The 21,377-nt window shown below is 61.7% G+C and carries 18 protein-coding genes; 10 read left to right on the top strand and 8 right to left on the bottom strand.

Annotation, left to right across the window (positions count from 1 at the left end; genetic code table 11):
- Nucleotides 1-136 precede the first annotated feature (136 nt).
- Nucleotides 137-652, bottom strand: coding sequence for a DUF6512 family protein (locus tag B5G34_RS04755; protein ID WP_087334752.1), 516 nt, complete (start codon nucleotides 650-652; stop codon nucleotides 137-139).
- A 261-nt stretch (nucleotides 653-913) separates the two neighbouring features.
- Between B5G34_RS04755 and spoIVB the strand changes: the two genes are divergently transcribed.
- The 4 genes from spoIVB to B5G34_RS04775 all read left to right on the top strand — a co-directional run bounded on the left by spoIVB (nucleotide 914) and on the right by B5G34_RS04775 (nucleotide 5,196).
- The gene (spoIVB, locus tag B5G34_RS04760; RefSeq protein WP_087334754.1) at nucleotides 914-1,975 is read left to right on the top strand and encodes a SpoIVB peptidase; all 1,062 of its coding nucleotides are present in this window, start codon (nucleotides 914-916) and stop codon (nucleotides 1,973-1,975) included.
- 252 nt (nucleotides 1,976-2,227) lie between these two features.
- Nucleotides 2,228-2,995 carry a sporulation transcription factor Spo0A gene (gene spo0A, locus B5G34_RS04765; RefSeq protein WP_087334756.1) on the top strand — a complete coding sequence of 256 codons (768 nt, stop codon included), beginning with the start codon at nucleotides 2,228-2,230 and terminating at the stop codon, nucleotides 2,993-2,995.
- 143 nt (nucleotides 2,996-3,138) lie between these two features.
- Complete coding sequence (locus tag B5G34_RS04770) at nucleotides 3,139-3,741, top strand: pentapeptide repeat-containing protein (RefSeq protein ID WP_087334758.1); 603 nt, start codon at nucleotides 3,139-3,141, stop codon at nucleotides 3,739-3,741.
- A gap of 75 nt (nucleotides 3,742-3,816) precedes the next feature.
- Nucleotides 3,817-5,196, top strand: a complete 1,380-nt coding sequence (locus tag B5G34_RS04775; RefSeq protein WP_087334760.1) for a sodium:alanine symporter family protein — start codon at nucleotides 3,817-3,819, stop codon at nucleotides 5,194-5,196.
- Nucleotides 5,197-5,245: 49 nt separating this feature from the next.
- Here B5G34_RS04775 and B5G34_RS04780 read toward each other — a convergent pair whose 3' ends face one another.
- Complete coding sequence (locus tag B5G34_RS04780; RefSeq protein WP_242956839.1) at nucleotides 5,246-7,015, bottom strand: CvpA family protein; 1,770 nt, start codon at nucleotides 7,013-7,015, stop codon at nucleotides 5,246-5,248.
- A gap of 272 nt (nucleotides 7,016-7,287) precedes the next feature.
- On the opposite strand from B5G34_RS04780, the gene B5G34_RS04785 reads away from it, so the two are divergent.
- Complete coding sequence (locus tag B5G34_RS04785) at nucleotides 7,288-8,937, top strand: Na/Pi cotransporter family protein (RefSeq protein WP_087334880.1); 1,650 nt, start codon at nucleotides 7,288-7,290, stop codon at nucleotides 8,935-8,937.
- A 53-nt stretch (nucleotides 8,938-8,990) separates the two neighbouring features.
- Here the strand turns inward: B5G34_RS04785 and B5G34_RS04790 are convergent, their stop codons facing one another.
- The 5 genes from B5G34_RS04790 to aspS form a co-directional block, all read right to left on the bottom strand.
- Nucleotides 8,991-10,286: an MATE family efflux transporter gene (locus B5G34_RS04790; protein WP_087334761.1), complete on the bottom strand. Its 1,296-nt coding sequence runs from the start codon at nucleotides 10,284-10,286 to the stop codon at nucleotides 8,991-8,993.
- Between the two features lie 164 nt (nucleotides 10,287-10,450).
- The gene (gatB, locus tag B5G34_RS04795) at nucleotides 10,451-11,890 is read right to left on the bottom strand and encodes an Asp-tRNA(Asn)/Glu-tRNA(Gln) amidotransferase subunit GatB (protein ID WP_087334763.1); all 1,440 of its coding nucleotides are present in this window, start codon (nucleotides 11,888-11,890) and stop codon (nucleotides 10,451-10,453) included.
- Nucleotides 11,887-13,329 carry an Asp-tRNA(Asn)/Glu-tRNA(Gln) amidotransferase subunit GatA gene (gene gatA / locus B5G34_RS04800; protein ID WP_087334764.1) on the bottom strand — a complete coding sequence of 481 codons (1,443 nt, stop codon included), beginning with the start codon at nucleotides 13,327-13,329 and terminating at the stop codon, nucleotides 11,887-11,889. The genes gatB and gatA overlap by 4 nt, the downstream gene beginning before the upstream one ends.
- A gap of 10 nt (nucleotides 13,330-13,339) precedes the next feature.
- Complete coding sequence (gene gatC / locus B5G34_RS04805) at nucleotides 13,340-13,627, bottom strand: Asp-tRNA(Asn)/Glu-tRNA(Gln) amidotransferase subunit GatC (protein ID WP_087334766.1); 288 nt, start codon at nucleotides 13,625-13,627, stop codon at nucleotides 13,340-13,342.
- Between the two features lie 12 nt (nucleotides 13,628-13,639).
- Complete coding sequence (aspS, locus tag B5G34_RS04810) at nucleotides 13,640-14,938, bottom strand: aspartate--tRNA(Asn) ligase (protein ID WP_087334767.1); 1,299 nt, start codon at nucleotides 14,936-14,938, stop codon at nucleotides 13,640-13,642.
- A gap of 414 nt (nucleotides 14,939-15,352) precedes the next feature.
- Here aspS and B5G34_RS04815 point away from each other — a divergent pair, with 414 nt between their 5' ends.
- Entirely contained in the window at nucleotides 15,353-15,922 is a 570-nt protein-coding gene (locus B5G34_RS04815) for a uracil-DNA glycosylase (RefSeq protein ID WP_087334769.1), read from the top strand.
- Nucleotides 15,923-15,973: 51 nt separating this feature from the next.
- Here B5G34_RS04815 and B5G34_RS04820 read toward each other — a convergent pair whose 3' ends face one another.
- A complete protein-coding gene (locus B5G34_RS04820; protein WP_087334771.1) occupies nucleotides 15,974-17,254 on the bottom strand; it encodes an L-serine ammonia-lyase, iron-sulfur-dependent, subunit alpha in 1,281 nt (426 codons plus the stop codon).
- 165 nt (nucleotides 17,255-17,419) lie between these two features.
- Between B5G34_RS04820 and B5G34_RS04825 the strand changes: the two genes are divergently transcribed.
- The 4 genes from B5G34_RS04825 (at nucleotide 17,420) to B5G34_RS04840 (ending at nucleotide 21,377) form a co-directional block, all read left to right on the top strand.
- Nucleotides 17,420-18,670 carry a DUF4147 domain-containing protein gene (locus tag B5G34_RS04825; protein ID WP_087334772.1) on the top strand — a complete coding sequence of 417 codons (1,251 nt, stop codon included), beginning with the start codon at nucleotides 17,420-17,422 and terminating at the stop codon, nucleotides 18,668-18,670.
- Nucleotides 18,663-18,971, top strand: coding sequence for a hypothetical protein (locus B5G34_RS04830; protein WP_087334774.1), 309 nt, complete (start codon nucleotides 18,663-18,665; stop codon nucleotides 18,969-18,971). The genes B5G34_RS04825 and B5G34_RS04830 overlap by 8 nt, the downstream gene beginning before the upstream one ends.
- A 51-nt stretch (nucleotides 18,972-19,022) precedes the next feature.
- Nucleotides 19,023-20,369: a transglutaminase-like domain-containing protein gene (locus B5G34_RS04835; protein WP_242956840.1), complete on the top strand. Its 1,347-nt coding sequence runs from the start codon at nucleotides 19,023-19,025 to the stop codon at nucleotides 20,367-20,369.
- A 78-nt stretch (nucleotides 20,370-20,447) separates the two neighbouring features.
- The gene (locus B5G34_RS04840; protein WP_087334776.1) at nucleotides 20,448-21,377 is read left to right on the top strand and encodes a sugar-binding domain-containing protein; all 930 of its coding nucleotides are present in this window, start codon (nucleotides 20,448-20,450) and stop codon (nucleotides 21,375-21,377) included.

The following is a 21,377-nucleotide window of genomic DNA, read 5'->3' on the forward strand; positions in this document are numbered from 1 at the left end:
TATCCTAATGGTAACAAAACGGAAACAAAAATACAAGAGGGGAACAGGGGAAAGATGGAAAAATACTGTGCATCTTGCGTAAAATGCAGGAAAAATTTTGTTAAAAATTGACGGTTAAGCCTAAAATGTGGCGGCTTCAGCAGGGAAGGGTCACCCAGGTGGGGGTGCCTGAGAGGTCGGTAAAGAGCAGCCCGCCGGGGGGCAGAAAGGTAAAGAGCAGGGTAGCCGCCCCCAGTACCAGCACCAGCAGTACCCACAGTCCCTGATGCTCCTGCCAGAAGGGCGAACGCAGCATGTGGGGCAGCAGGAAGGACAGTACCATCATCAGCACATACAGAGCAATGTCAAAAAAGAGGGATTCTCCCTGAAAACAGATATGGTATACATATCCGATGACCAGCATGCCCGCCGTGGATACCAGCAGGGAGAAAGCGCGCTGTCCCGGCAGGGCCGGTCCCTTCCGCTGGAGTACCAGTCCGGCCACCAGAGCAGGCCAGTAGAGCAGTTTGACATGCTCCCAAAGGCTCTCCCGGACCGGAGCCACCAGGGCGGTAGCAATGCAGGGAAGAAGGGTATAGAGGAAATGCAGACAGGCTCCGGCCACGGTGGCAGCGGCCAGAAGGATGAGTTCGGTCTTGTTCAGGCGCGGCATGGCGGACACTCCCTTCCATTTTCTAATGGCTAAGATATGCCTTTCAAAGAAAAAAATACCACAGCAGCGCCGGCGGTAAAAGCAAGGAAAAAGCGGGAGAAAACAGCGGGCATAAAAACCGGAAGGCCCGCCGGAGGCCCAGTGGGAGAGATGCCCAAGCCAAAGGAACATTTCATTGCCAGCGTGTTTTGTTGGAAGCAGTCCATATTAAAAACAGGCGCAAAAGGCGCCGGCTTTTGGGAAAGGAGTGTGTACAACGAAATGCCAAAGGAGGAACCAAAGATCAAGCCCTGGGTGGGAATGCTCCTGGCCGCGGCGGTGCTGATGAGCTGCATGGCATGGTTCCAGCCGGCAGGCGCAGCAGAGGAGCGGCGGGAGGTGATCCCCATGGGCCGCACCGTGGGGATCAAGCTGTTTTCCGACGGCGTCATGGTGGTAGGCTTCGGAGAGGTAACCACCACGCAGGGCCGTCAGACTCCCGCCCGTGACTGCGGGCTGAAGGAGGGCGACATCATCACCCACATCAACCGGGAGGAGGTGGACAGCATTGAGGAGGTCCAGTCCGTCCTCCAGGAGGTGGGCGGACAGACCATGAGCATTCGGGCGGTTCGGGACGATCAGGAGGTCCAGTTTACCGCCCAGGCAGCCCAGTGCAGCGCTGACGGCCAGTATAAACTGGGCGCCTGGATTCGTGACTCCATGGCCGGCATCGGTACCATGACCTTCTGTGACCCGGAGACCGGCCTGTTCGGGGCCCTGGGTCACGGAATCAATGACGTGGACACGGCCAGGCTTATGCCCATGCAGTCGGGCTCCATTCTGTACTCCGAGGTGACGGATGTGCAGAAGGGGGTCAAAGGCATGCCCGGAGAACTCCACGGTACCTTCCAGACGGACACCGATCTGGGTGCCCTGTGGGCCAATACCGGCAGCGGTGTGTTTGGACAACTCAGCAGCCAGAGCCTGACCGGGGGCCTGGAACCGGTGCCGGTAGCCAAACGCAGCGAGGTCAAGACCGGTCCGGCGGTCATCCGTTCCAACGTAAACGGTGACCAGGTGGAGGAGTATACGGTGGAGATCACTCGTATCTTTCCCGAAAAAGAGGGAGATACCCGCAATCTGATGCTGAAAGTCACCGATCCCCGCTTGCTGGAGACCACCGGCGGCATTGTGCAGGGCATGAGCGGCTCACCCATCCTCCAGGACGGCAAGCTGGTAGGGGCAGTGACCCACGTTCTGGTCAATGATCCCGTTCAGGGCTACGGCATTCTGGCAGAGAACATGCTGATCCAGGCGGAGGAAGCTGCAAAACTGGAAAACTAATCCAAATTTTGCCGGGAGCGGAGGGCCGCTCCCGGCGCTCTTTTTGCTGAAAAAGGAGGAGAAAGGAGAGAAGTGCAGAGTACGCCGTCGGAATTTCCGGGGAAAAGTCGAACGAAGTCGAAGAGAAATAGCCAGAAATTACCAGCAAAACCCTTGCGCTTGCTGTCTGATTATGGTAAATTATAGCCAACCGGTAAACAGACTTGGCCAGTCAGAAATGCAGAGCAGGGGAGCCTGCTGGAAAGGGTGTCAATGTTGGAACGGAGAATCAAGGTCCTGGTAGCGGATGCGGGCGAGGAATTTCGCCGCGTCCTGGTGGAACAGCTGGAGTCGGAGGCCGGGATTGAGGTAGTGGGAACCACGGGGGATGGAGAAGAGACCCTGCGGCTGGCAGAGAGCGCTGTCCCCGATGTGCTGGTGATGGACCTGGTGCTGGCCCAGATGGACGGCGTGGAGGTGCTCCAGAGGCTGGCCAAACTGGAGGAGCGGCCCAGAGTGCTGGTGCTCTCCGGCTTTGCCCGGGGCAGTGTGGCCGAACTGGCCGTTGCCACCGGGGCGGACTACTATATGCTCAAACCCTGCCGGCTTACCGCGGTGGCGGAACGGGTCCGTCAGCTGGCCGCCCTCCGGGATACGGAGGAGGCGGAGAACGGGGAGGAACGGGCCGTCAAGCTGGAAAATGTGGTGACAAGTATTATCCATGAAATCGGTGTGCCTGCCCATATCAAAGGCTATCAGTATTTGCGGGAGGCCATTATCATTGCGGTGGGGGACATGGACGTGATCAACGCGGTGACCAAGATCCTCTATCCGGAGGTGGCCAAGCGGTTTGGGACCACCGCCTCCCGGGTGGAGCGGGCCATCCGCCACGCCATCGAGGTGGCCTGGGACCGGGGTGATCTGGAGACGCTGCAGAAATACTTCGGCTACACCGTCTCCAACGCCAAGGGAAAGCCCACCAACTCGGAGTTTATTGCCATGATCGCCGACCGGCTGCAGCTGCAGCAGAAGGAGCGGTAAGCATCCATACACGCCCGGCGGCCGGGGAGCCCCCCGGAAGCCGGGTGTGTTTTTCTCTATTCAAAAGGCGTAAAAAGGAGTATAACATAAGGGGAGCGCCGGGCGGAGATCCAGGGCCCGGCGGTCCGTAAGGAGGGATACCTATGCTGGAACAACAGCTGCACCGGGCCAGGACCGAGGAGCGGGACCTGGAGGATCTGACCGTGGAGGGCGAACAGCTCTCCGGGCTGGATCTGTCCCATCTGGAGTATACCCGGGTCCGGTTTCATAAATGCCGGTTTGAGCGGTGCGATTTTTCCAAAGCAAGTTTTTATGAGACGGTATTTGAGGGCTGCGATTTTTCCAACTGCAGCTTTCTGGACACCGTATGGAACAAAAGCAGCATCTCAGACTGTAAGGGGGAGGGCGGCAAATTCATCTCCAGCCGCTGGAAGGACTGCGCTTTGACAGGCAGTACCTTCCGGTACGGCAATTTTTCCAAATCCCAGTGGACCCGCAGCACCCTGACCGACTGCGATCTGCGGGAGGCCGCCATGGCGGAGGCCCGGGTGGGAGGCATGGAACCCCACCATACCAGCTTTCAAAGGGTGGACTTTTTCCGTACCCCGCTGAAGGGTCTGGATCTGTCCGACTGCCAGATCGAAGGCATCACCGTGTCGGAGAGCCTTCAGGAGCTGCGGGGACTGCGCATCAATCCCGGACAGGCGGCAGATCTGGTGCCGCTGATGGGGGTGCAGCTGCTCTGAGACCCGGAAGGGGGGACAAGATCCAGGTATGGATCAGCCCCCTCCCGCATACCTCTTGGACAAGGGGGTGCGGATATGACGGGACTGGAACGGCTGGCCGACCTGATTTGGAACCCGTGGCTGCTGGGCCTGTTTTTGGTGACAGGATTATATTTGTCGGTGCGGACCGGCTTTTTTCAGGTGTTTCACTGCCGCCTGTGGCTTCGGACCACGCTGGGAGCCCTGGGACGGAAGGACAGGCCGGGGAGCGGACAGGGGCTGACCCGGCTCCAGGCCATGTCCACCGCCCTGGCCGCCACCATCGGCACCGGCTCCATCGCCGGGGTGGCCACCGCCATTTTCTACGGTGGGCCGGGGGCGGTGTTCTGGATGTGGGTGTCCGCCTTTCTGGGCATGATGACCGGATGCGTGGAAAAGACTCTGGCGGTGCGCTACCGGGAGAAGGACGAGAAGGGCCGCTGGCAGGGTGGACCTATGTGCTATATGGAAAAGGGACTGGGAAGCCGCACCCTGGCCACCCTCTTTTCCCTGTGCTGTGTGGGCGCCTCCCTGGGGGGCGGCAATATGGTGCAGGCCAACTCCATCTCCTCCGCCCTGTGGGCCAGCTTCGGCTGGGACCGGCTGGCGGTGGGCATCGTGACAGCTCTGCTCACCGGGGTCGTCATTGTGGGAGGCATCGGCCGCATCGGCAGGGTCAGCGAGACTCTGGTGCCCTGTATGGCCCTGCTTTTTGTAGGGGGCGGAGTGGCGGTGCTGGTGTGCAATGCCGACGCCCTGCCCGGTGCTATGGTCCAGATCGTAGAGGGGGCCCTCACCCCCAAGGCGGCCCTGGGAGGCGGCGCGGGCTACGGCATGGCGGCTGCCCTGCGCTACGGTGTGGCCCGGGGCGTGTTCACCAATGAGGCGGGCATGGGCTCCTCTTCTATCGCCCATGCCGCCGCCGACACCAGAGAGCCGGCGGAGCAAGGTATGTGGGGCATTTTTGAAGTGTTTGTGGCCACCATCGTGGTGTGCTCCATTACCGCGCTGGTGATCCTGACCACCGGTGTCTATCAGCCGGAACAGGCTCTTGCCGCCATTCAAAGTGGAACGGTAGAGCCCAATATGCTGGGAGCCCCCCTGTCTGCCGCCGGGTTTTCCACCGTGTTCGGCCCTTTTGGGGAAATTTTTGTGTCGGTGAGTCTGCTGCTCTTCGCCTTTACTTCCCTGCTGGGGTGCTGCTATTACGGCGAGCGGGGGCTGGAGTATCTCAGCGGCTCCAACCGCTGGCGGGGAATCTACCGCATTATTTTCCTGTGGGCCCTGGTGTGGGGAAGCGTGGCTGACGTTACGTCGGTGTGGGAGCTGGCGGATATCTTCAACGGCCTGATGGCCCTGCCCAACCTGTTTACCCTGCTGCTGCTGTCGCCTGAGGCGCTGGCGCTGCTGAAGAGTTGGAAGCGGGCACAGACATAAAGAAAAGGAACGCGCTGCCTGGGCAGCGCGTTCCTTTTATAAATAGATATTATTCTGCAGGTTCGGGAGAGGGCTGGGCTTCCGCGGTAGTTTCCTCCTCAGGTGCAGGAGTGACCATGGGGGAGGGGGCGGGTTGGGCGGAGCCATCCAGGGTGACGGAGCTGCCGTCCAGAATGGAGGAACTCTGACCCTCCACGGCGGGAGTGTGCTGGATGGTCACCTGGTCGCCTACGTTAAGGATAACGGCCAGGGGATTCTGGGCGGCGGAGATGGAGTAGTAGGTGGGATCGCCCTCCAGCTGGATGAAGTAATAGGAGTTGCCGTCCATCACCGCCGAGCGAATGTCGGTAATGATGCCGGAGACCTCGGTGCGGGGCAGTTCCTCCTCAGAGGTGATGCCCTTGTTGGCCAGCATCTGAATATACTTCTGCTCGCACTCCGAGACGGTGGAACCGGTGGCCACCACCTGATACTGGGCCACGTTCACCATGGCGTAGCTCTTCACCAGATTGGTGGCGTCCTTCAGGGGAATGAAGTAGGTGGGCTCCCCGGCGATGTTGAGCAGCAGGGGGAAGGTGGCGGTGTACTTCAGGTCCTGAACCACGCCTTCGGCGGAGGCCTTGGCTGCCGCCTCCGTGGCGCCGGGGGCGGAGTAGAACTTGGTCTCCTTGGTGCGCTGGTTGGACAGCAGGAAGCCCAGGTTGGACTGGTCCGCGTTGGCGGAGGTGACGCCGGTGTACATATATACGTCGTCGTTGAGGGCGATATAGTTGGAGCCGTCGGTGGTGATGGTCACATCCCGCTGACCAAAGATGGAGTTGATAAAGCCGTTGACCAGGGTGCCGTGGTAGTTATACTGCTCCATAATCAGCTCAGGAGTAAATACATTATCCACCCAGGTGGGGATGTCGGCCAGTTCATAATAGGTGCAATGACCGGTAATGGCATCCACCAGTACTGCGCCCTTGATGTCCGCGCCGCCGAAGAGGCCGATGGTCTTGACAATGCGGGGGGCGATCCAGTAGGGACGGCCCTCCTCGTTGATCTCAAACTGGGGAGTGCCGAAGATAAAGGTGGGATAGTTGAAGCGCAGGTGGCGCTCGATGTTGCGGTTCAGAGGCTCGGAGAAGGAGTACTTCATGCCCTCCTCCAGCCGGACCACGGTAGCCTCCTGGGTGACCATGTCCACCATCACATAGGCGGGCAGACCGTTGCCCCGGTTGGTGAACCACTTGATCAGGTCGGCGTAGGCGATGGGGGCAACCCGGACGGGACGGCCCTGATAGTTGATCTGGGTGGAGTCAAAGGAGTACTCAAACTGGCTGACCATGTCGCTGAGGGTACCCATCTGACGGTCGCTGAGGTATTCGGCAGAGGATTCGTCCAGGGTGGGGATCTCATTGAAGGAGATCTCGGTGATGTCGGCGGCAAAGTTGCCGTCCTCCACCGTCAGCAGATCCCGATAGGCCCCGGCCCGGAAGATGGGCAGGGAGATCAGGGTGCCCACCACGGCCACCGCGATCAGCGCCAGAAACAGAATGCCCACCGGCAGGCAGCGGGCCTTGATGAATCGAAAGAACTCCTTGGGGCCGCTCCCACCGCGCACCAGATCCATGCCCGAGGTGACCAGGGAGCACAGCACATAGACCACGCACAGCAGGGCAATAAAGGTATAGAAGTCGCCCGACTGCAGATTGATGGGGGGCAGAGCCACATAAAAATAAATCAGTCCGATGACGGCGGTAATGAGCAGGCAGATGGCGAGCTTTCCGCCTCTGCTTTTCGGGCCGCGGGCCTTTTTGGCCGGTTGTTGTTCCATGAACGTATCTCCTTTAGGCAGTTTCGACATTTTTGCCGGGACAGGATGGCACCGGTAAGGGTAGTATAGCCTAAAGCGGACGAAAAGGCAACCAAAGGGGCATTAAAATTCCATAAAATAGTCTGGAAAGCCTGCCGGAAGCGGGGGAAAAAGCGGTCGAAACTTCGTACAAAATCCCATTGACGGAGCACTTTACATTCGATATACTTAGACAGGACTATGTCAAGAATCAGAAAAAATATTGTAAAGACGAGGGTAAAGACGTGGAAGAGATGAGTATCCTTCTGGGGCTGCTGGGCGGCCTGGCCTTGTTCCTCTACGGTATGCAGATGATGAGCTCCGGCCTGGAGGCCGCCGCCGGCAACCGTATGAAGCGTATCCTTGAGCGACTGACTTCAAACCGTTTCCTGGGCGTCCTGGTGGGCGCAGTGATCACCGCGGTGATCCAATCCTCCTCCGCCACCACAGTCATGGTGGTGGGCTTTGTCAACTCCGGTATGATGACCCTGCGGCAGGCCGTTTGGATCATCATGGGCGCCAACATCGGTACCACCATCACCGGACAGCTCATCGCCCTGGACGTGGGCGCTATGGCTCCCCTCTTTGCCTTTGTGGGTGTGGCCATGGTGGTGTTCCTGAAAAAGCCCCAGATCCACCACTACGGCAATATCCTGGCCGGCCTGGGTGTGCTCTTCATCGGCATGGAGATGATGAGCTCCTCCATGGAACCCCTGCGGGAGTGGCCCGCCTTTGTGGAGATCGTCAGCACCTTCTCCAACCCCCTGCTCGGTATTCTGGTGGGCACCCTCTTCACCGCGCTTATCCAGTCCTCCTCCGCCTCCGTCGGCATTCTGCAGGCCCTGGCGGCTAGCGGCGTCATCGGCCTTGACAGCGCCGTGTTCGTCCTGTTCGGTCAGAACATTGGTACCTGTATCACCGCTGTGCTGGCCTCCATTGGCACCAGCCGCAACGCCAAGCGCACCACCGTGATTCACCTGATGTTCAATCTGTTCGGCACGGTGCTCTTTACCGCCGTCTGCATTCTGACCCCCCTGACCGACTTCATGGTGAATCTGACGCCTGACAGCCCGGCGGCTCAGATCGCCAACATGCACACCTTGTTTAACATTGTCACCACCATCCTGCTGCTGCCCTTCGGCAATAAACTGGTGAAGCTGGCTATGCACATTCTGCCTGACCGGCGGGAGAGCGGGGAAGAGGGTATGCACCTGGCCTATCTGGTGCCCAATCCCACCCACACCAAGCAGGAGCATCCCATCGGCTTTTCCGCCATGTACATTACCCAGCTGCGGCAGGAGCTCAACCGCATGCTGGGCATGGCCCGGGACAACATCGCCACCTGCTTCCAGGCGGTGCTGGATGTTGACCCCAAGAAGATGGAGGGCGCCGAGGCCACCGAGGACTATCTGGACTATCTGAACAAGGAGATCTCCCAGTACATCTCCCAGGTCATCGTTCATGAGACCAACGAGCAGGATTCCACCGCCGTCAGCGCCTACTTCAAGATCACCGGCAACATTGAGCGCATCGGTGATCACGCCATGAATATCTGCGAATATACCCAGATGATGCATGATAAGGATATCCATTTCTCCCCTGATGCTCAAGAGGAGATCCGGCAGATGGAGCAGGTGAGTCTGGAGGCGTTGGATCTGCTGGGACAGGAGGTTACCGATCCCACCAAGTGGCTGACCAAGGTGTCTGCTCTGGAGCAGCGGATCGACGATATGACGGAAGCCTACCGCCGCAATCAGCTCAAGCGGATGCGCAAGGGGGCCTGTTCCGATGAGGCCTGTATCATTTTCTCCGAGCTGCTGACCGACTTTGAGCGGATCGGCGACCACGCTCTGAATATCGCACAGGAGCGCGCTTCCATTTCCTCTGACGCCACCGGTATCTGAATCGCAAATAAGACCGCCTTCCGGCCATTGGCCGGGAGGCGGTCTTTTGCTGTTCAGGGGACGGACAGTACCTTGCGGCTGGCGCTCAGGCACAGCAGCAGTGTGAGGGCTTCTGTGACCGGGAAGGCAAGCCAGATTCCGGTGACCCCCAGCACCCAGGCCAGCAGAAGGACCAGAATGGCGATACCCACGCCGCCCCGGAAGAGGGAGAGCAGGAAGGAGGCCCGGGGCTGTTCCACCGCCCCCAGAAAGGAAGCGGCGATGATGTTGGGCCCTGCAAAGAGAAAACCCCAGAAGTAGAGCCGCAGGCCGTTTACCGCCAGCCGGGCCAGCTCCGGGTCGCCGTCCCGGTTGAACAAAGCCGCCAGAGGCTCCGCCCAAAGCTGGGCGATCAGGGCCAGTGCCAGTCCCACCAGACAGGATACCAGCAGGGCCAGGCGGCAGAGCTGACGGACGGCATGCTGCTCTCCCCGACCGTAGGACTGGCTGATGAGGGGCTGGGCGCCCTGGGACAGGCCGGTGAACAAAGCCAGGGCCATCAGGGCCAGATTGGCCACGATGCCGTAGGCCGCCACCCCAATGGTACCGGCAGCCTGGAGCATCAGAGTGTTGTACAGGGCCAGCACCATGCAGCCGGTAAACTCATTGAGAAAGGCGGCGCTGCCCAGACCGGCTGTGTCGGCCAGGGCCCGGGGCACTTGTGCAGGGCGGGCCAGGCGGAATTGGCTGCGGCCGGTGAGGATGTGAAGGGAGCAGAGACACAGACCGATCACCGGGGCGATGCCGGTGGCCAGAGCCGCACCGAAGATGCCCATGTGGAGAGGATAGAGGAAGAGGTAGTCAAGGGCAATGTTGGCCAGACTGCCGGTAAGCATGGCGGCCATGGCCAGCTTTGGATTGCCGTCGTTGCGGACAAAGCACACCATTACATGATTGAGCAGGAAGCAGGGAGAGAAGAGAAGCACCGTACGCAGGTAAATGGTGCACAGGGGCAGGGTATCGGCGTTGCCTCCCAGCACCAGGGCAAGGGGTCGGGCGCAGAAGCCGCCCAGCAGCGCTAAAATGATCCCCAGCCCCAACCCGGTGAGCAAGGACAGGGTAAAAGTGCGGTTGGCCCGGGGCTCATCCCCCTGATACCGGCAAATGGAATAGCGGGTGGCCCCGCCGATCCCCAGCAGAACACCCAGCCCGTTGATGAGCCCGAAAATGGGAATGGCCAGATTGAGGGCCGCCAGTCCGTCCGCCCCCAGTCGGTTGGCTACAAAGAAGGTGTCCGCCATGATATAGCCCGACAGGCCCAGGGCCCCCAGCATGTTGAGGGAGATGTATTTGAAAAAGGTACGTACCATGTCCGCTCCTCCCAGGTGTGCTGTGCAAACAAAAAACGTGCCTGAGTATATTCCTTCAAAGACCTACGGAATATACTCAGGCACGTTTTATCGCCGATCCGGTGACCGACGTCATGCACAGATTTAATTTGTGGATAAGAGCATAACAGAAGGATAGAAAAATGTCAAGGCGTGGGGGAAAACGACTGGGACAGCTTCTCCCGCAGCACCTGGTTGACCACCGCCGGGGCGGCCTGGCCCTTGAGCTGGCGCATGACCTGGCCCACCAGAAAGCCGAAGGCCTTTTCCTTGCCCGACTTGAAGTCCTCCACCGACTTCTGGTTGGCGGAGAGCACCTGCTCCACCACGGCGGTCACCAGTCCGGCGTCGGACACCTGCTCCAGACCGTGCTCCTTAATATAGGCATCCACGTCGCCGTCGTCGGCAAAGACCGCCTCAAAGACCTTGACGGCGGTGTTGCGGTTGAGCTTGCCCTTTGCCACCAGAGCTATGAGTTTAGCCAGAGTGGGGGGCGTCAGGCGCATATCCTTGGCCTCCAGGCCGTGGGCGGACAGCTGGCCCAGCACCTGACCCATGATCCAGTTGGAGGCCTGCTTGGGATCGGCCCCCAGAGCCACCACTTCCTCAAAAAAGTCGGCCAGGGCCTTTTGGCTGGTGATCATCTCCGTGTCATAGGCGGGCAGACCCCAGTCGGCCTGATAGCGGGCCCGCTTGGCCTCCGCCAGCTCGGGCTGGGCGGCCCGGAGCCCCTCGATATATTCGTCGGACAGCTCCAGGGGCGGGATGTCCGGCTCGGGGAAGTAGCGGTAGTCCTGGGCGTTCTCTTTGGAGCGCATGGCGTAGGTGGCATCCTTGTTCTCGTCCCACCGCCGGGTCTCCTGGACCACCCGCTTGCCCTCCTCAATGAGCTCAATCTGCCGCCGGGCCTCGTAGGCGATGGCCCGGGAGATGGCCTTAAAGGAGTTCAGGTTCTTCATCTCGGTGCGGGTGCCGAACTCTTCTGAGCCGGCGGGGCGCACCGACAGGTTTACGTCGCACCGCAGGGAGCCCTCCTGCATCTTGCAGTCAGACACGCCCAGGTATTGCAGGGTGGAGCGCAGCTTCTCCAGGTAGGCAATGACCTCCTCCGCCGAGCGGAAGTCGGGCTCGGTGACGATCTCGATCAGGGGCACGCCGCAGCGGTTGTAGTCCGCCCGGGTCTGGTCCAGCCAGGGGTCGTGGACCAGTTTGCCTGCGTCCTCCTCCATGTGCAGCTCGTGGATGCGCACGGTCTTGCCTTCCCCAATGTCCACTTTGCCGTCGTGGCAGATGGGCAGGTAGAGCTGGGAGATCTGATAGGCCTTGGGCAGGTCGGGATAGAAATAGTTCTTCCGGTCAAAGCGGCTGACCCGGCTGATCTCACAGTTCAGGGCCAGACCGGCCTTTACCGCAAATTCCAGCACCTTTTCGTTGAGCACCGGCAGGGTGCCCGGCATACCGGTACATACCGGACAGCAGTGGGTGTTGGGCGCGCCGCCGAATTGGGTGGTGCAGGAGCAGAAAATCTTGGTCTTGGTGGCCAGCTCCACATGGGTCTCCAGACCGATTACAGTTTCCCAGGTCATTGGACGTCGCCTCCTTTGGGGCTTTTCTTGTTCCAGTCAGTCTCCAGCTGGAAGGCGTGGGCGGCGTTGAGCACCGCGCCGTCACCCAAAGCGGGACCGATAAGCTGGGCGCCGATGGGCATGCCCTTGCCGTCAAAGCCGCAGGGCATGGACAGGGCGGGCAGGCCGGCCAGGTTCACCGACACGGTGTAGATGTCGCTGAGGTACATTTTCAGAGGGTCGGTGAGGCTCTCGCCCAGCTTGGGGGCGGTGGTGGGGGCCACCGGAGTGAGGAGCAGGTCATACTTGGTAAAGGCCTCGTCAAAGGCCTTCTTGATGACCGCCTTCACCTGGAGGGCCTTTTTATAGTAGGCGTCGTAATAGCCGGAGGACAGCACGAAGGTGCCCAGCAGGATGCGCCGCTTTACCTCGGAGCCAAAGCCCTGGGTGCGGGTCTTGCAGTAGAGGTCGGTGAGATCCTCATAACCCTCTGCCCGCCAGCCGTACTTCACGCCGTCAAACCGGGACAGGTTGGAGGAGGCCTCGGCGGCGGCGATGATATAGTAGGTGGGCACCACGTACTCCATCACCGGCAGGGCAAATTCTTCCACCGTGGCCCCGCGGGCCTTGAGCACCTCGGCGGCGGCCAGCACGGCGGCCCGCACCTCGGGGTCCAGGCCCTCGCCGAAGCAGTCCACCGGCAGGCCGATCTTCTTGCCCTTCAGGTCGCCGGCGAGGGAGGCCAGCAGTCCCCCGGCGGGGGCGTCCAGGCTGGTGCCGTCCCGGGGGTCCTTGCCCTGAATCAGGTCCAGCACCGCCGCACAGTCGGCGGCGGACCGGGCGATGGGGCCCATCTGGTCCAGGGAGGAGGCGTAGGCGATGAGGCCGTACCGGGACACGGTGCCGTAGGTGGGCTTCATACCGGTGACGCCGCAGTAGGCGGCGGGCTGGCGGATGGAGCCGCCGGTGTCCGAGCCGATGGCGTACCACACCTCACCGGCTGCCACGGCGGCGGCGGCGCCGCCGGAGGAGCCGCCCGCCGCCCGGGTGAGATCCCAGGGGTTTTTCACGGGGCCGTAGTGGGAGGTCTCGGAGGTGGAGCCCATGGCGAACTCGTCCATATTCAGCTTGCCCATGGACACCGCCCCGGCGGCACTCAAACGCTCCACCACCGTGGCATCATAGCAGGGCACGAAGCCCTCCAGAATTTTGGAGGCGCAGGTGGTGGCCACCCCTTTGGTGCAGATGTTGTCCTTGTAGGCCATGGGTACCCCGGCCAGGGGGGAGGCGGACAGATCGGCCGCCTGGAAGGCGGGGCCGTCCACCGTCACAAAGGCGTTGTTATCCGGTTGGGCGGCATGGATGCGGGAGAGGGCGGCCTCCACCGCCTCCTGCTGGGACACCTCGCCGGAGCGGAGCTTTTCTGCCAGCTCCAGGGCAGTCAGTTCATACAGTTCCATGTGTTCTACCTCACTCTACCGCCTTGGGGACCAGGAAGGTCTCGCCGTCCCCGGCGGGAGACCCTGCCAGCAGGGTCTCCCGGTCGTAGGACGGTACCACCTGATCGGAGCGCAGCACGTTTTTCAGGGGGAAAATGTGGCTCAGAGGCTCCACATCGGTGGTATCCAGGGTGTTGAGCACATCCATATAGGCCACGATGCGCTCCAGCTCCGCCGTCATGGCGGTTTTCTCCTCCGCCGGCAGCTGGAGCCGGGAGAGCTGGGAGATATAGTCAACCATATCCTCGGTGATTTTCATATTTGATCCTCCTTAAGGTTCCAGGCGGGTGCGGTCTCTGGGGAAGAGGCAGGCCCGACGGACGTTGTCCAATCCGCACAGCTGCATGGTCAGACGCTCCAGGCCGATGCCCAGGCCGCCGTGGGGGGGCATGCCGTGCTTGTGGATCATGAGATAGCTTTCGAACTCTGCCGGGTCCATATCCCGGGCCTTCATCTTGGCCACCTGAGCGGCGTAGTCGTGGATACGCTGGCCGCCGGTGGTCACCTCCAGGCCCCGGAACAGCAGGTCGAAGGACAGGGTGAACCGGGCGTCGTCGGGATCGTCCATGGCGTAGAAGGGCCGCTTCTTGCTGGGATAGTGGGTGACGAACACAAAGTCGCTGCCCCACTCCTCCTTGGCGTATTTGCCGATGGCGTGCTCCTCCTCCGGCTCCAGATCGAAGGGGTCCCGGATCTGATAGCCGTACTTCTCTGCCGCCAGCCGCTTGATCTCGTCGAAGCGGACAGCGGGGATTTTAGAGGCGTCGGGCAGCTCTACCCCCAGCAGAGCCAGCTCAGCGAAATACTCGCGCTTGAGCAGCTCCATCAGATGCTGGAGGAAGCCCTGCTCCATCTCCATGATCTCGGTAAAGGACTGGATATAGCCTATTTCAAAATCCAGGGAGGTGTACTCGTTCAGGTGGCGCTGGGTGGAGTGCTTCTCCGCCCGGAATACGGGGGCCACCTCGTATACCCGCTCAAAGGCGCCCACCATGGTCTGCTTGTAGAACTGGGGGGACTGGGCCAGGAAGGCCTTTTTGCCAAAGTAGTCCAGCCGGAAGATGTTGGACCCGCCTTCGGCCCCGGCGTGGACGATCTTGGGGGTGTGGATCTCGGTAAAGCCCTGACACTGGAGATAATCCCGGAAGGCCCGGCCAATGGCGGCCTGGATGCGGAACACCGCCCGCTCCTTGGGAGCTCTCAGCACCACCGGACGCAGGCCAAGCTCGGTGTCCAGGTTCAGGTCCAGCTTCTTCTTGGACAGGGGCACCGGCAGGGGAGCGGCGGGACGGGAGAGGACCGTCAGCCGGGCGTCGGTCAGCTCTTTCCCACCGGGAGCCCGGGGCTCTTCCCGCCAGGTGCCTGCGGCGGTGACAGCGCACTCCTCGGTAGCCCCGTCCAGGGCGTCCTTTTTGGTGCACACGCACTGGACCAGGCCGGTCCGGGTACGCAGGGTGACGAAGGTGATGCCGCCCATGTCCCGCAGGGCATGGACTGCGCCGTGGATGGTGACGGGCTGGTTATTCCGGCCCTCCACCGCTTTGTCGATTTGTCTTGCCAGGAATACCATACCGTTCACAACCTTTCTTGTTTGAAAAAATAAAAAAAGTCCCGAAGTCGATCAAAACGACTTCGGGACGGAAAAACTCCGCGGTACCACCCGTAGTTGCCCCATCACCTTTGATGGAGCCACTTGGAACTCTTAACGCGAGTAATACGGACGAACCTACCTCCCAGACGGGACTCGGCACATCGGCTCAAAAGTGTTGCGCCATCCCATCCTGCCGGACCGGGCTCTCAGTCGGTGACCCGGATTCTCTGTCGGCTCTCACGGGCGGCGGTCTTTGTCGCAGCCTTTATGGGCGTAGTATATGCGCTTTTTTTCGGAAAAGCAACTGTGAATTTTGACAAAATCTGCCCTAGGCAAAGGGAAGCGCTCTATGTTACAATGGGGAAAACCAGCGAAGAAAGGGGGTAGGACGGTGTGAAAAACTGGGACCAGCTCTACGCGGAATGTATGGATTGCCGCAGGTGCAGCCTGGCCGATACCCGGCACAATGTGGTCTTTGGCGAGGGCGCCCGGGACGCGGAGGTCATGTTTATCGGCGAGGGCCCCGGCGAGCAGGAGGACCTGACTGGCCGTCCCTTTGTGGGTCGTGCGGGCCAGCTGCTGGACGACATGCTCACCATGATCGATCTGCGCCGGGACAAGGTTTTCATAGGCAACATGGTCAAGTGCCGTCCGCCGGGAAACCGGGACCCGCTGAACATTGAGCAGGAGGCCTGTATCGGCTATCTGCGCAATCAGGTGGCCCTCATCCGGCCCAAGATCATCGTCTGTCTGGGCCGCATTGCCGCCATCCGGCTGATGAAGGACGACTTCAAGATCACCCGGGAGCACGGCCAGTGGATGGAGAAGGCCGGGGTGTGGATGATGGCCATGTTCCATCCCTCCGCCCTGTTGCGGGACCCCTCCAAGCGGCCGGAGAGCTTTGTAGATCTGAAGACCCTCCAGGCCAAGATCCGGGAGGTCTGCACCCACACCTATGAATGAAAATTGGGACCTGCCAGCGGCAGGTCCCAATTTTTTGTTTTCGGAAAGCAATCAGCAGGGCTCCCGGGTCATCATGTCCAGGATCACATGGTCGGTTTCCCGCATGCCCTGGCGGCCCAGCTCGCCCACGTTCTGGATGGTATGCTCCACGCCGTCGCTGATGATGCCGTCGCCGGTGCGGAACTCCTGGCCGTTCTGGTACATCTGGTAGCCGAAGATACCGGCCTCCACCGCCATGCTGATCTTGGCGGCGCAGCTGGACTTGGCGCCGTCGCACACCACGCCGGAGTGGAAGGCCAGGGCGTTGACGATGGTGTGCTTCACCTGGTCGTAGCCGCCTCCCAGCAGGTAGCAGATGCCGGCGCCCGCGCCGGCCCCGGCGCTCACCGCGCCGCAGAAGGCGGACAGGCGGCCGATGTAGGTCTTCTGGTGGATGGTGCACAGGTCGGACACTGCCAGGGCCCGATACATCCGCTCCTCCGGGATACCAAGGCTGCGGGCGTACTCGATGACGGGCACCGAGGCTGTGATACCCTGATTGCCGCTGCCCGACACGATGACCACCGGCATCTCGCAGCCGTTCATCCGGGCGTCGGAGCCGGCGGCAGCCTTGGCCCTAGCCCGCCGCTCCAGGGAGGCCTCGGTACTCATGAGCACCTTGCCCACGTTGGCGCCGTAGGCGTGGAGCAGGCCTTCCTCCGCAATGGCCATGTTGTACTGGATCTGGGGGTCCAGCAGGGGGCGCAGGTCTTCCACATCCACGCTGTCGGCAAAGTCCACAATGCCCTGGATGGAGAGAATGGACCGGTCGGTGAGGTCGGTCTCCTGCTCTCCCTCCACCGGCAGGTCGATCTCCTTCACCCCGTCCTTCTCCAGCAGCACGATGTTGGTATGGTAGTTGGCAATGCGCAGGGTGACGGTGTGGCCGCCGCCGGTGAGGGTGATGGTGTAGTCAAAGGTCAGAGGGGTGTCGGCCAGATGGACCTCTATGGTATGAGACTGGAGGAAGACGGTCATCTCCGCCTTCTGCTCCTCGGTCACCACGGAAATGACCTCCAGCGCCTTGTCCGCATCACCGGCCACCAGACCGGCAGTGACAGCGGCGGGGATGCCCTTGAGACCGCCGGTGTTGGGGACAATGACGCTCTTCACATTTTTCACCAGGTTGCCGCTGACCTGGACGGAGACCGTGTCGGGGAGACAGCCCAGGGCCCGGCGGGCCACCGCCGCGCCGTAGGCCAGGGCGATGGGTTCGGTGCAGCCCATGGCGGGCACCAGCTCCTCCCGCAGGATCTGCAAATAGGCTTGATAGTGAGGGTGGGATTGATCCATATCAGTTCCTTCCTTCCGCATTGGTACAAAGGAGACAGGGTTTATTTGATTCGTACTCTTATCATAGCGGAGGGCGTGGGGATTGTAAAGGGGGACGGTTGCGCCGGGGCGGCGGAACGTGGTACAATTCTGGAAGAAGCACAGAGCCAGGGGGAGGAGAGAGCCATGGAGCTGCGGGAGCACTGCGACCGGATCGTGGCGCGTGCCATCGCCGCGGTGCAGCCGGATATAGCGGTGAGCCGGGCGCTGGCGGGATGCTCCTTTGGCCCGGGGCGGCTGGTGCTGGTAGCAGTGGGTAAGGCGGCCTGGTCCATGGCCCGGGCGGCCTGGACGGCGCTGGACGGCCGGGTGGATGACGGCATCGTCATCACCAAGCACGGGTATGCCCAAGGGCCCATCGGACACCTGCGGATCCGGGAGGGCGGCCATCCGCTGCCGGATGAAGACAGCTTTTCCGCCACAAGGGAGGCGCTGGCCCTGACGGCGGACCTGAGCCCGGCGGATACGGTGCTCTTCCTCCTCTCCGGGGGCGGCTCCGCCCTGCTGGAAGACCCCCTGATCCCGCCGGAGGAGCTGCAACAGCTGACCCAAAGGCTGCTGGCCTGCGGGGCTGATATCGTGGAGATCAACACCATCCGGAAGCGGCTGTCCGCAGTCAAGGGCGGCCGGTTCGGGGCCCACTGTGCCCCGGCCCGCGTATCCGCCGTTATTTTGTCCGACGTCATTGGCGACAAGCTGGACGCCATCGCCTCAGGACCGGCCTGCCCAGACTCCACCACGGCGGAGCAGGCCTGGGAGATTGTACGAAAATACGACCTTCCTCTCTCGGAGACAGCCCGGCGCTGTCTGGAGCGGGAGACTCCCAAGGTACTGGACCATGTGGAGACCTGCATCACCGGAAATGTTCGGGCGCTGTGCGCGGCGGCAGCCCGGGCCTGTGAGGAACTGGGCTATGCGCCATACATCCTTACCGACAGCCTGACCTGTGAGGCCAGGGAGGTGGGAGCCTTTCTGGCTGCCGTTGCCCGCAGCCATCAGGATACCTGCTGGCCCCTGGCCTTTGTGGCGGGGGGCGAGACGGTGGTGCACCTGACCGGAACGGGAAAGGGCGGGCGCAATCAGGAGCTGGCCCTGGCCGCGGCACCGGGGATCGCCGGCCTGCCAGGGACCGCGGTCTTTTCTGTGGGCAGCGACGGGACCGATGGCCCCACCGATGCTGCTGGCGGCTATGTGGATGGACAGACCCAGACCGTTTTGGCTGGCAAGGGTATCCGTATCTTTGATGTGCTCCGGAACAACGACGCCTACCACGGCCTGGAGGCCTGCGGCGGGCTGATCCGCACCGGAGCCACCGGCACCAACGTCAACGACGTGGCGGTGGTGCTGATTCAGAGACGAGGTGAACACATTGTTTGACCATGAGTTTGACTGGGAAGAGGACGAGGAGACCGCGCTGCTGGAGGAGACCACCGGCTTTGCCCTGCTGGAGGCGGAGGACGAGGACAACAGCGAGGCTCTGCGGGTGCTGGAGCGCCAGGTGAGCACCCTGGAGGTGCAGCTGGAAAATTTGCAGGACAGCCTGGGGGAGTTGGAGGAAGAACAGCCGGAGAGCTCCGAAGTGCTCCGGCGGCGGGAGCGCATAGAAGGGGAGATCGAGGGACTGACGGCCCGGATTTTGGAGCTGGAGACCCAGATCGACCTGCTCAACGGCGACTGAAAAGAAATTACCCTGCATCACATGTGGGGATACAAAAAGGAGGCTGGGCCTGTGAACAAAAATGAGGCCTTTCTGTATTTGAATGAACCGCTGCCGGCAGATATTGCCCGGCGGAAGGAGATGGGGGACCTGGCTGGCGCCATCCGGCTCATTGACCGGCGGCTGGAGCAGTGCCGCCAGCCGCTGCTGGCTCCCCGCCTGGAGGCGGAGCGGCTGCGGCTGAACCGCCTGCCCGGGGACTATCCCTATTCTCGGGAAGAGGCCCTTTCCATGATCCGGGCCGAATGGCCTCAGTTTACCGAGGCGCAGTTTGACGCTTTGGCAGATGGCGGACGCATCGACTGGCGCATGATCGACGGGGAACTGCGCTGTCATGAGCGGTTTCTGGAATCCCTGCGCATCTACCCCAAAGAAGCGCCCGGCCTGAAACAGGAGGAGACGGACAACTCCTGGCGGGATCAGGTCCTGGCCCGGATGGAGAAGGCGGGGGAGCTGACCGCCCGTATCACCCTGCGGGCCAGCATCTGTGCGCTTGTCCCCGTGGAGGGCAAAGAGGTGCAGGCCTGGCTGCCCATTCCGGCGGCCTGTCCCCAGCAGAGCGAGATCCGCATTCTGGACCATACCCCCGGCGGCGTGGCCGCGCCGGAGCACGCTCCTCAGCGCACCATGTGGTGGCGCACCCGGGATGTGGACCGCTTTACCGTGACCTACAGCTACCTGTTCCGCGCCCGCTATGTGGACCCCATGACCATTCCGTTGGACCCGGTCCAGCCCGACTTTGACCTGGAGGAACAGGCTCCCCACATCGTTTTTACCCCCTACCTGCGGGCTCTGGCGGCGGCCATCTGCCGGGGATGTTCTACACCGGCGGAAAAGGCACGGGCCATCTATGACTATGTGACCGGCCAGGTGGACTACCGCTATCAGCCTGCCTATCTGCAGCTGGACTGTATCGCCGACCAGTGTGCCAAGACCCTCCGGGGGGACTGCGGCGTGTTTGCCCTGCTCTTCATTACCCTGTGCCGGATCGCGGGTATTCCTGCCCGGTGGCAGAGCGGCCTGGCGGTGCGGCCGGACGGCGTGGGCCCCCACGACTGGGCTATGTTCTATCTGGCACCCCACGGATGGCTGTGGGCGGACTGCTCCTACGGCTCCTCCGCCCGGCGCAACGGGGAGGACGCCCGCCGCCGCCACTATTTCGGCAATCTGGACCCCTGGCGCATGGTGGCCAATTCCGCTTTCCAGGCCCCTTTGACCCCTCCCATGCCTGACTGGCGGCAGGACCCCTACGACAATCAGGTGGGGGAATTGATGGTGGACGGTCGGGGACTGGACGCCCCGGAGCGGGAGTGGTCCCAGGAGCTGCTGGACTTTACACTGCTGGAGGGACAGGGCTGACCGATTGGAGGTTGCATTCGGCGGGGTAATGTACTATGATGGAGTAACAAATGTAACCATGGTCAGGGTGAGTCTATCATGCATTGCAGCCAGGAAAAACTGAATCGACTGGCCCACGTGGCCCGGCGCTACTATCTGGAGGACTGGAAGCAGAGCGAGATTGCCCGGGAACTGGGGGTGTCCAGGCCGCTGATCAGCCGGATGCTCAGCGAAGCCCGGGAGCTGGGTGTGGTGAAGATCACCGTGGGCCTGCCCGGCTCCGACTCCGCCGCCCTGCTGGACCGCCTGCGCCTGTCCACCACCATTCGGGACGGCGTTCTGGTGGAGGATGGTCCGGATGACGACGCCACCAACCAGCGCCTTTCGGAGGGGGCTGTACAGCTGCTGCGGCAGCTCCGTTCCCGGCGTCTGGGCATTGGCTGGGGCCACCTCATCGGCCAGCTGGTGACCTGGCTGGAGGCCCATCCCCAGCCGGACAGCACCGTTACCGATATCTGTCCCCTGGTGGGCAATGCCAGCATTCCCGCCCGCAATTATCAGTCCAACGAAAATGTCCGCCTCATTGCCCAGCAGCTGGGCGCTGCACCCCACTTCATCTATCTCCCTGCCCTGCCGGAGAGTGTGGAGGAAAAGCAGCTGCTCTGCTCCACTGAGATCTACCGTCAGATCCAGCTGCAGTGGGCCCAGATGGATACCGCTCTGGTCAACATCGGCAACTACCCCTCCAGTCCCGATTTTGCCTCCCTGGTGCGGTACGGCGACCTGCTCCAGCAGAACCGCACCTGCGGCCGCTTGCTGGTCTACTACTTCAATGAGGAAGGGTCCGTCATTCAGTCCGACCAGGACTTCGCCATCCAGATCCCACTGGATGCCCTGAAGGCCTGCCCCAACGTCATCGGGGTGTGCTCCGCCAACACCAGCGTCAGAGCCCTGCGGGGGGCTCTCCGGTCAGGAATTTTTACTCACCTGACGGCCCGTACCGACTTGGTGAAGGCTGCATTGAATTGA

Origin of the sequence: Flavonifractor sp. An82, assembly GCF_002159265.1 — a bacterium.
Taxonomy (GTDB): Bacteria; Bacillota; Clostridia; order Oscillospirales; family Oscillospiraceae; genus Flavonifractor.

What these genes read in the sequence shown, in the direction of transcription:
- gatC (WP_087334766.1), bottom strand. Translation starts at nt 13,627, where the DNA reads ATGAAAATCACCGAGGATATGGTTGACTATATCTCCCAGCTCTCCCGG.
- B5G34_RS04770 (WP_087334758.1), top strand. Translation starts at nt 3,139, where the DNA reads ATGCTGGAACAACAGCTGCACCGGGCCAGGACCGAGGAGCGGGACCTG.
- B5G34_RS04755 (WP_087334752.1), bottom strand. Translation starts at nt 652, where the DNA reads ATGCCGCGCCTGAACAAGACCGAACTCATCCTTCTGGCCGCTGCCACC.
- gatA (WP_087334764.1), bottom strand. Translation starts at nt 13,329, where the DNA reads ATGGAACTGTATGAACTGACTGCCCTGGAGCTGGCAGAAAAGCTCCGC.
- B5G34_RS04820 (WP_087334771.1), bottom strand. Translation starts at nt 17,254, where the DNA reads ATGGATCAATCCCACCCTCACTATCAAGCCTATTTGCAGATCCTGCGG.
- B5G34_RS04825 (WP_087334772.1), top strand. Translation starts at nt 17,420, where the DNA reads ATGGAGCTGCGGGAGCACTGCGACCGGATCGTGGCGCGTGCCATCGCC.
- B5G34_RS04840 (WP_087334776.1), top strand. Translation starts at nt 20,448, where the DNA reads ATGCATTGCAGCCAGGAAAAACTGAATCGACTGGCCCACGTGGCCCGG.
- gatB (WP_087334763.1), bottom strand. Translation starts at nt 11,890, where the DNA reads ATGACCTGGGAAACTGTAATCGGTCTGGAGACCCATGTGGAGCTGGCC.
- B5G34_RS04775 (WP_087334760.1), top strand. Translation starts at nt 3,817, where the DNA reads ATGACGGGACTGGAACGGCTGGCCGACCTGATTTGGAACCCGTGGCTG.
- B5G34_RS04785 (WP_087334880.1), top strand. Translation starts at nt 7,288, where the DNA reads ATGAGTATCCTTCTGGGGCTGCTGGGCGGCCTGGCCTTGTTCCTCTAC.
- aspS (WP_087334767.1), bottom strand. Translation starts at nt 14,938, where the DNA reads ATGGTATTCCTGGCAAGACAAATCGACAAAGCGGTGGAGGGCCGGAAT.
- spoIVB (WP_087334754.1), top strand. Translation starts at nt 914, where the DNA reads ATGCCAAAGGAGGAACCAAAGATCAAGCCCTGGGTGGGAATGCTCCTG.
- spo0A (WP_087334756.1), top strand. Translation starts at nt 2,228, where the DNA reads ATGTTGGAACGGAGAATCAAGGTCCTGGTAGCGGATGCGGGCGAGGAA.
- B5G34_RS04790 (WP_087334761.1), bottom strand. Translation starts at nt 10,286, where the DNA reads ATGGTACGTACCTTTTTCAAATACATCTCCCTCAACATGCTGGGGGCC.
- B5G34_RS04780 (WP_242956839.1), bottom strand. Translation starts at nt 7,015, where the DNA reads ATGGAACAACAACCGGCCAAAAAGGCCCGCGGCCCGAAAAGCAGAGGC.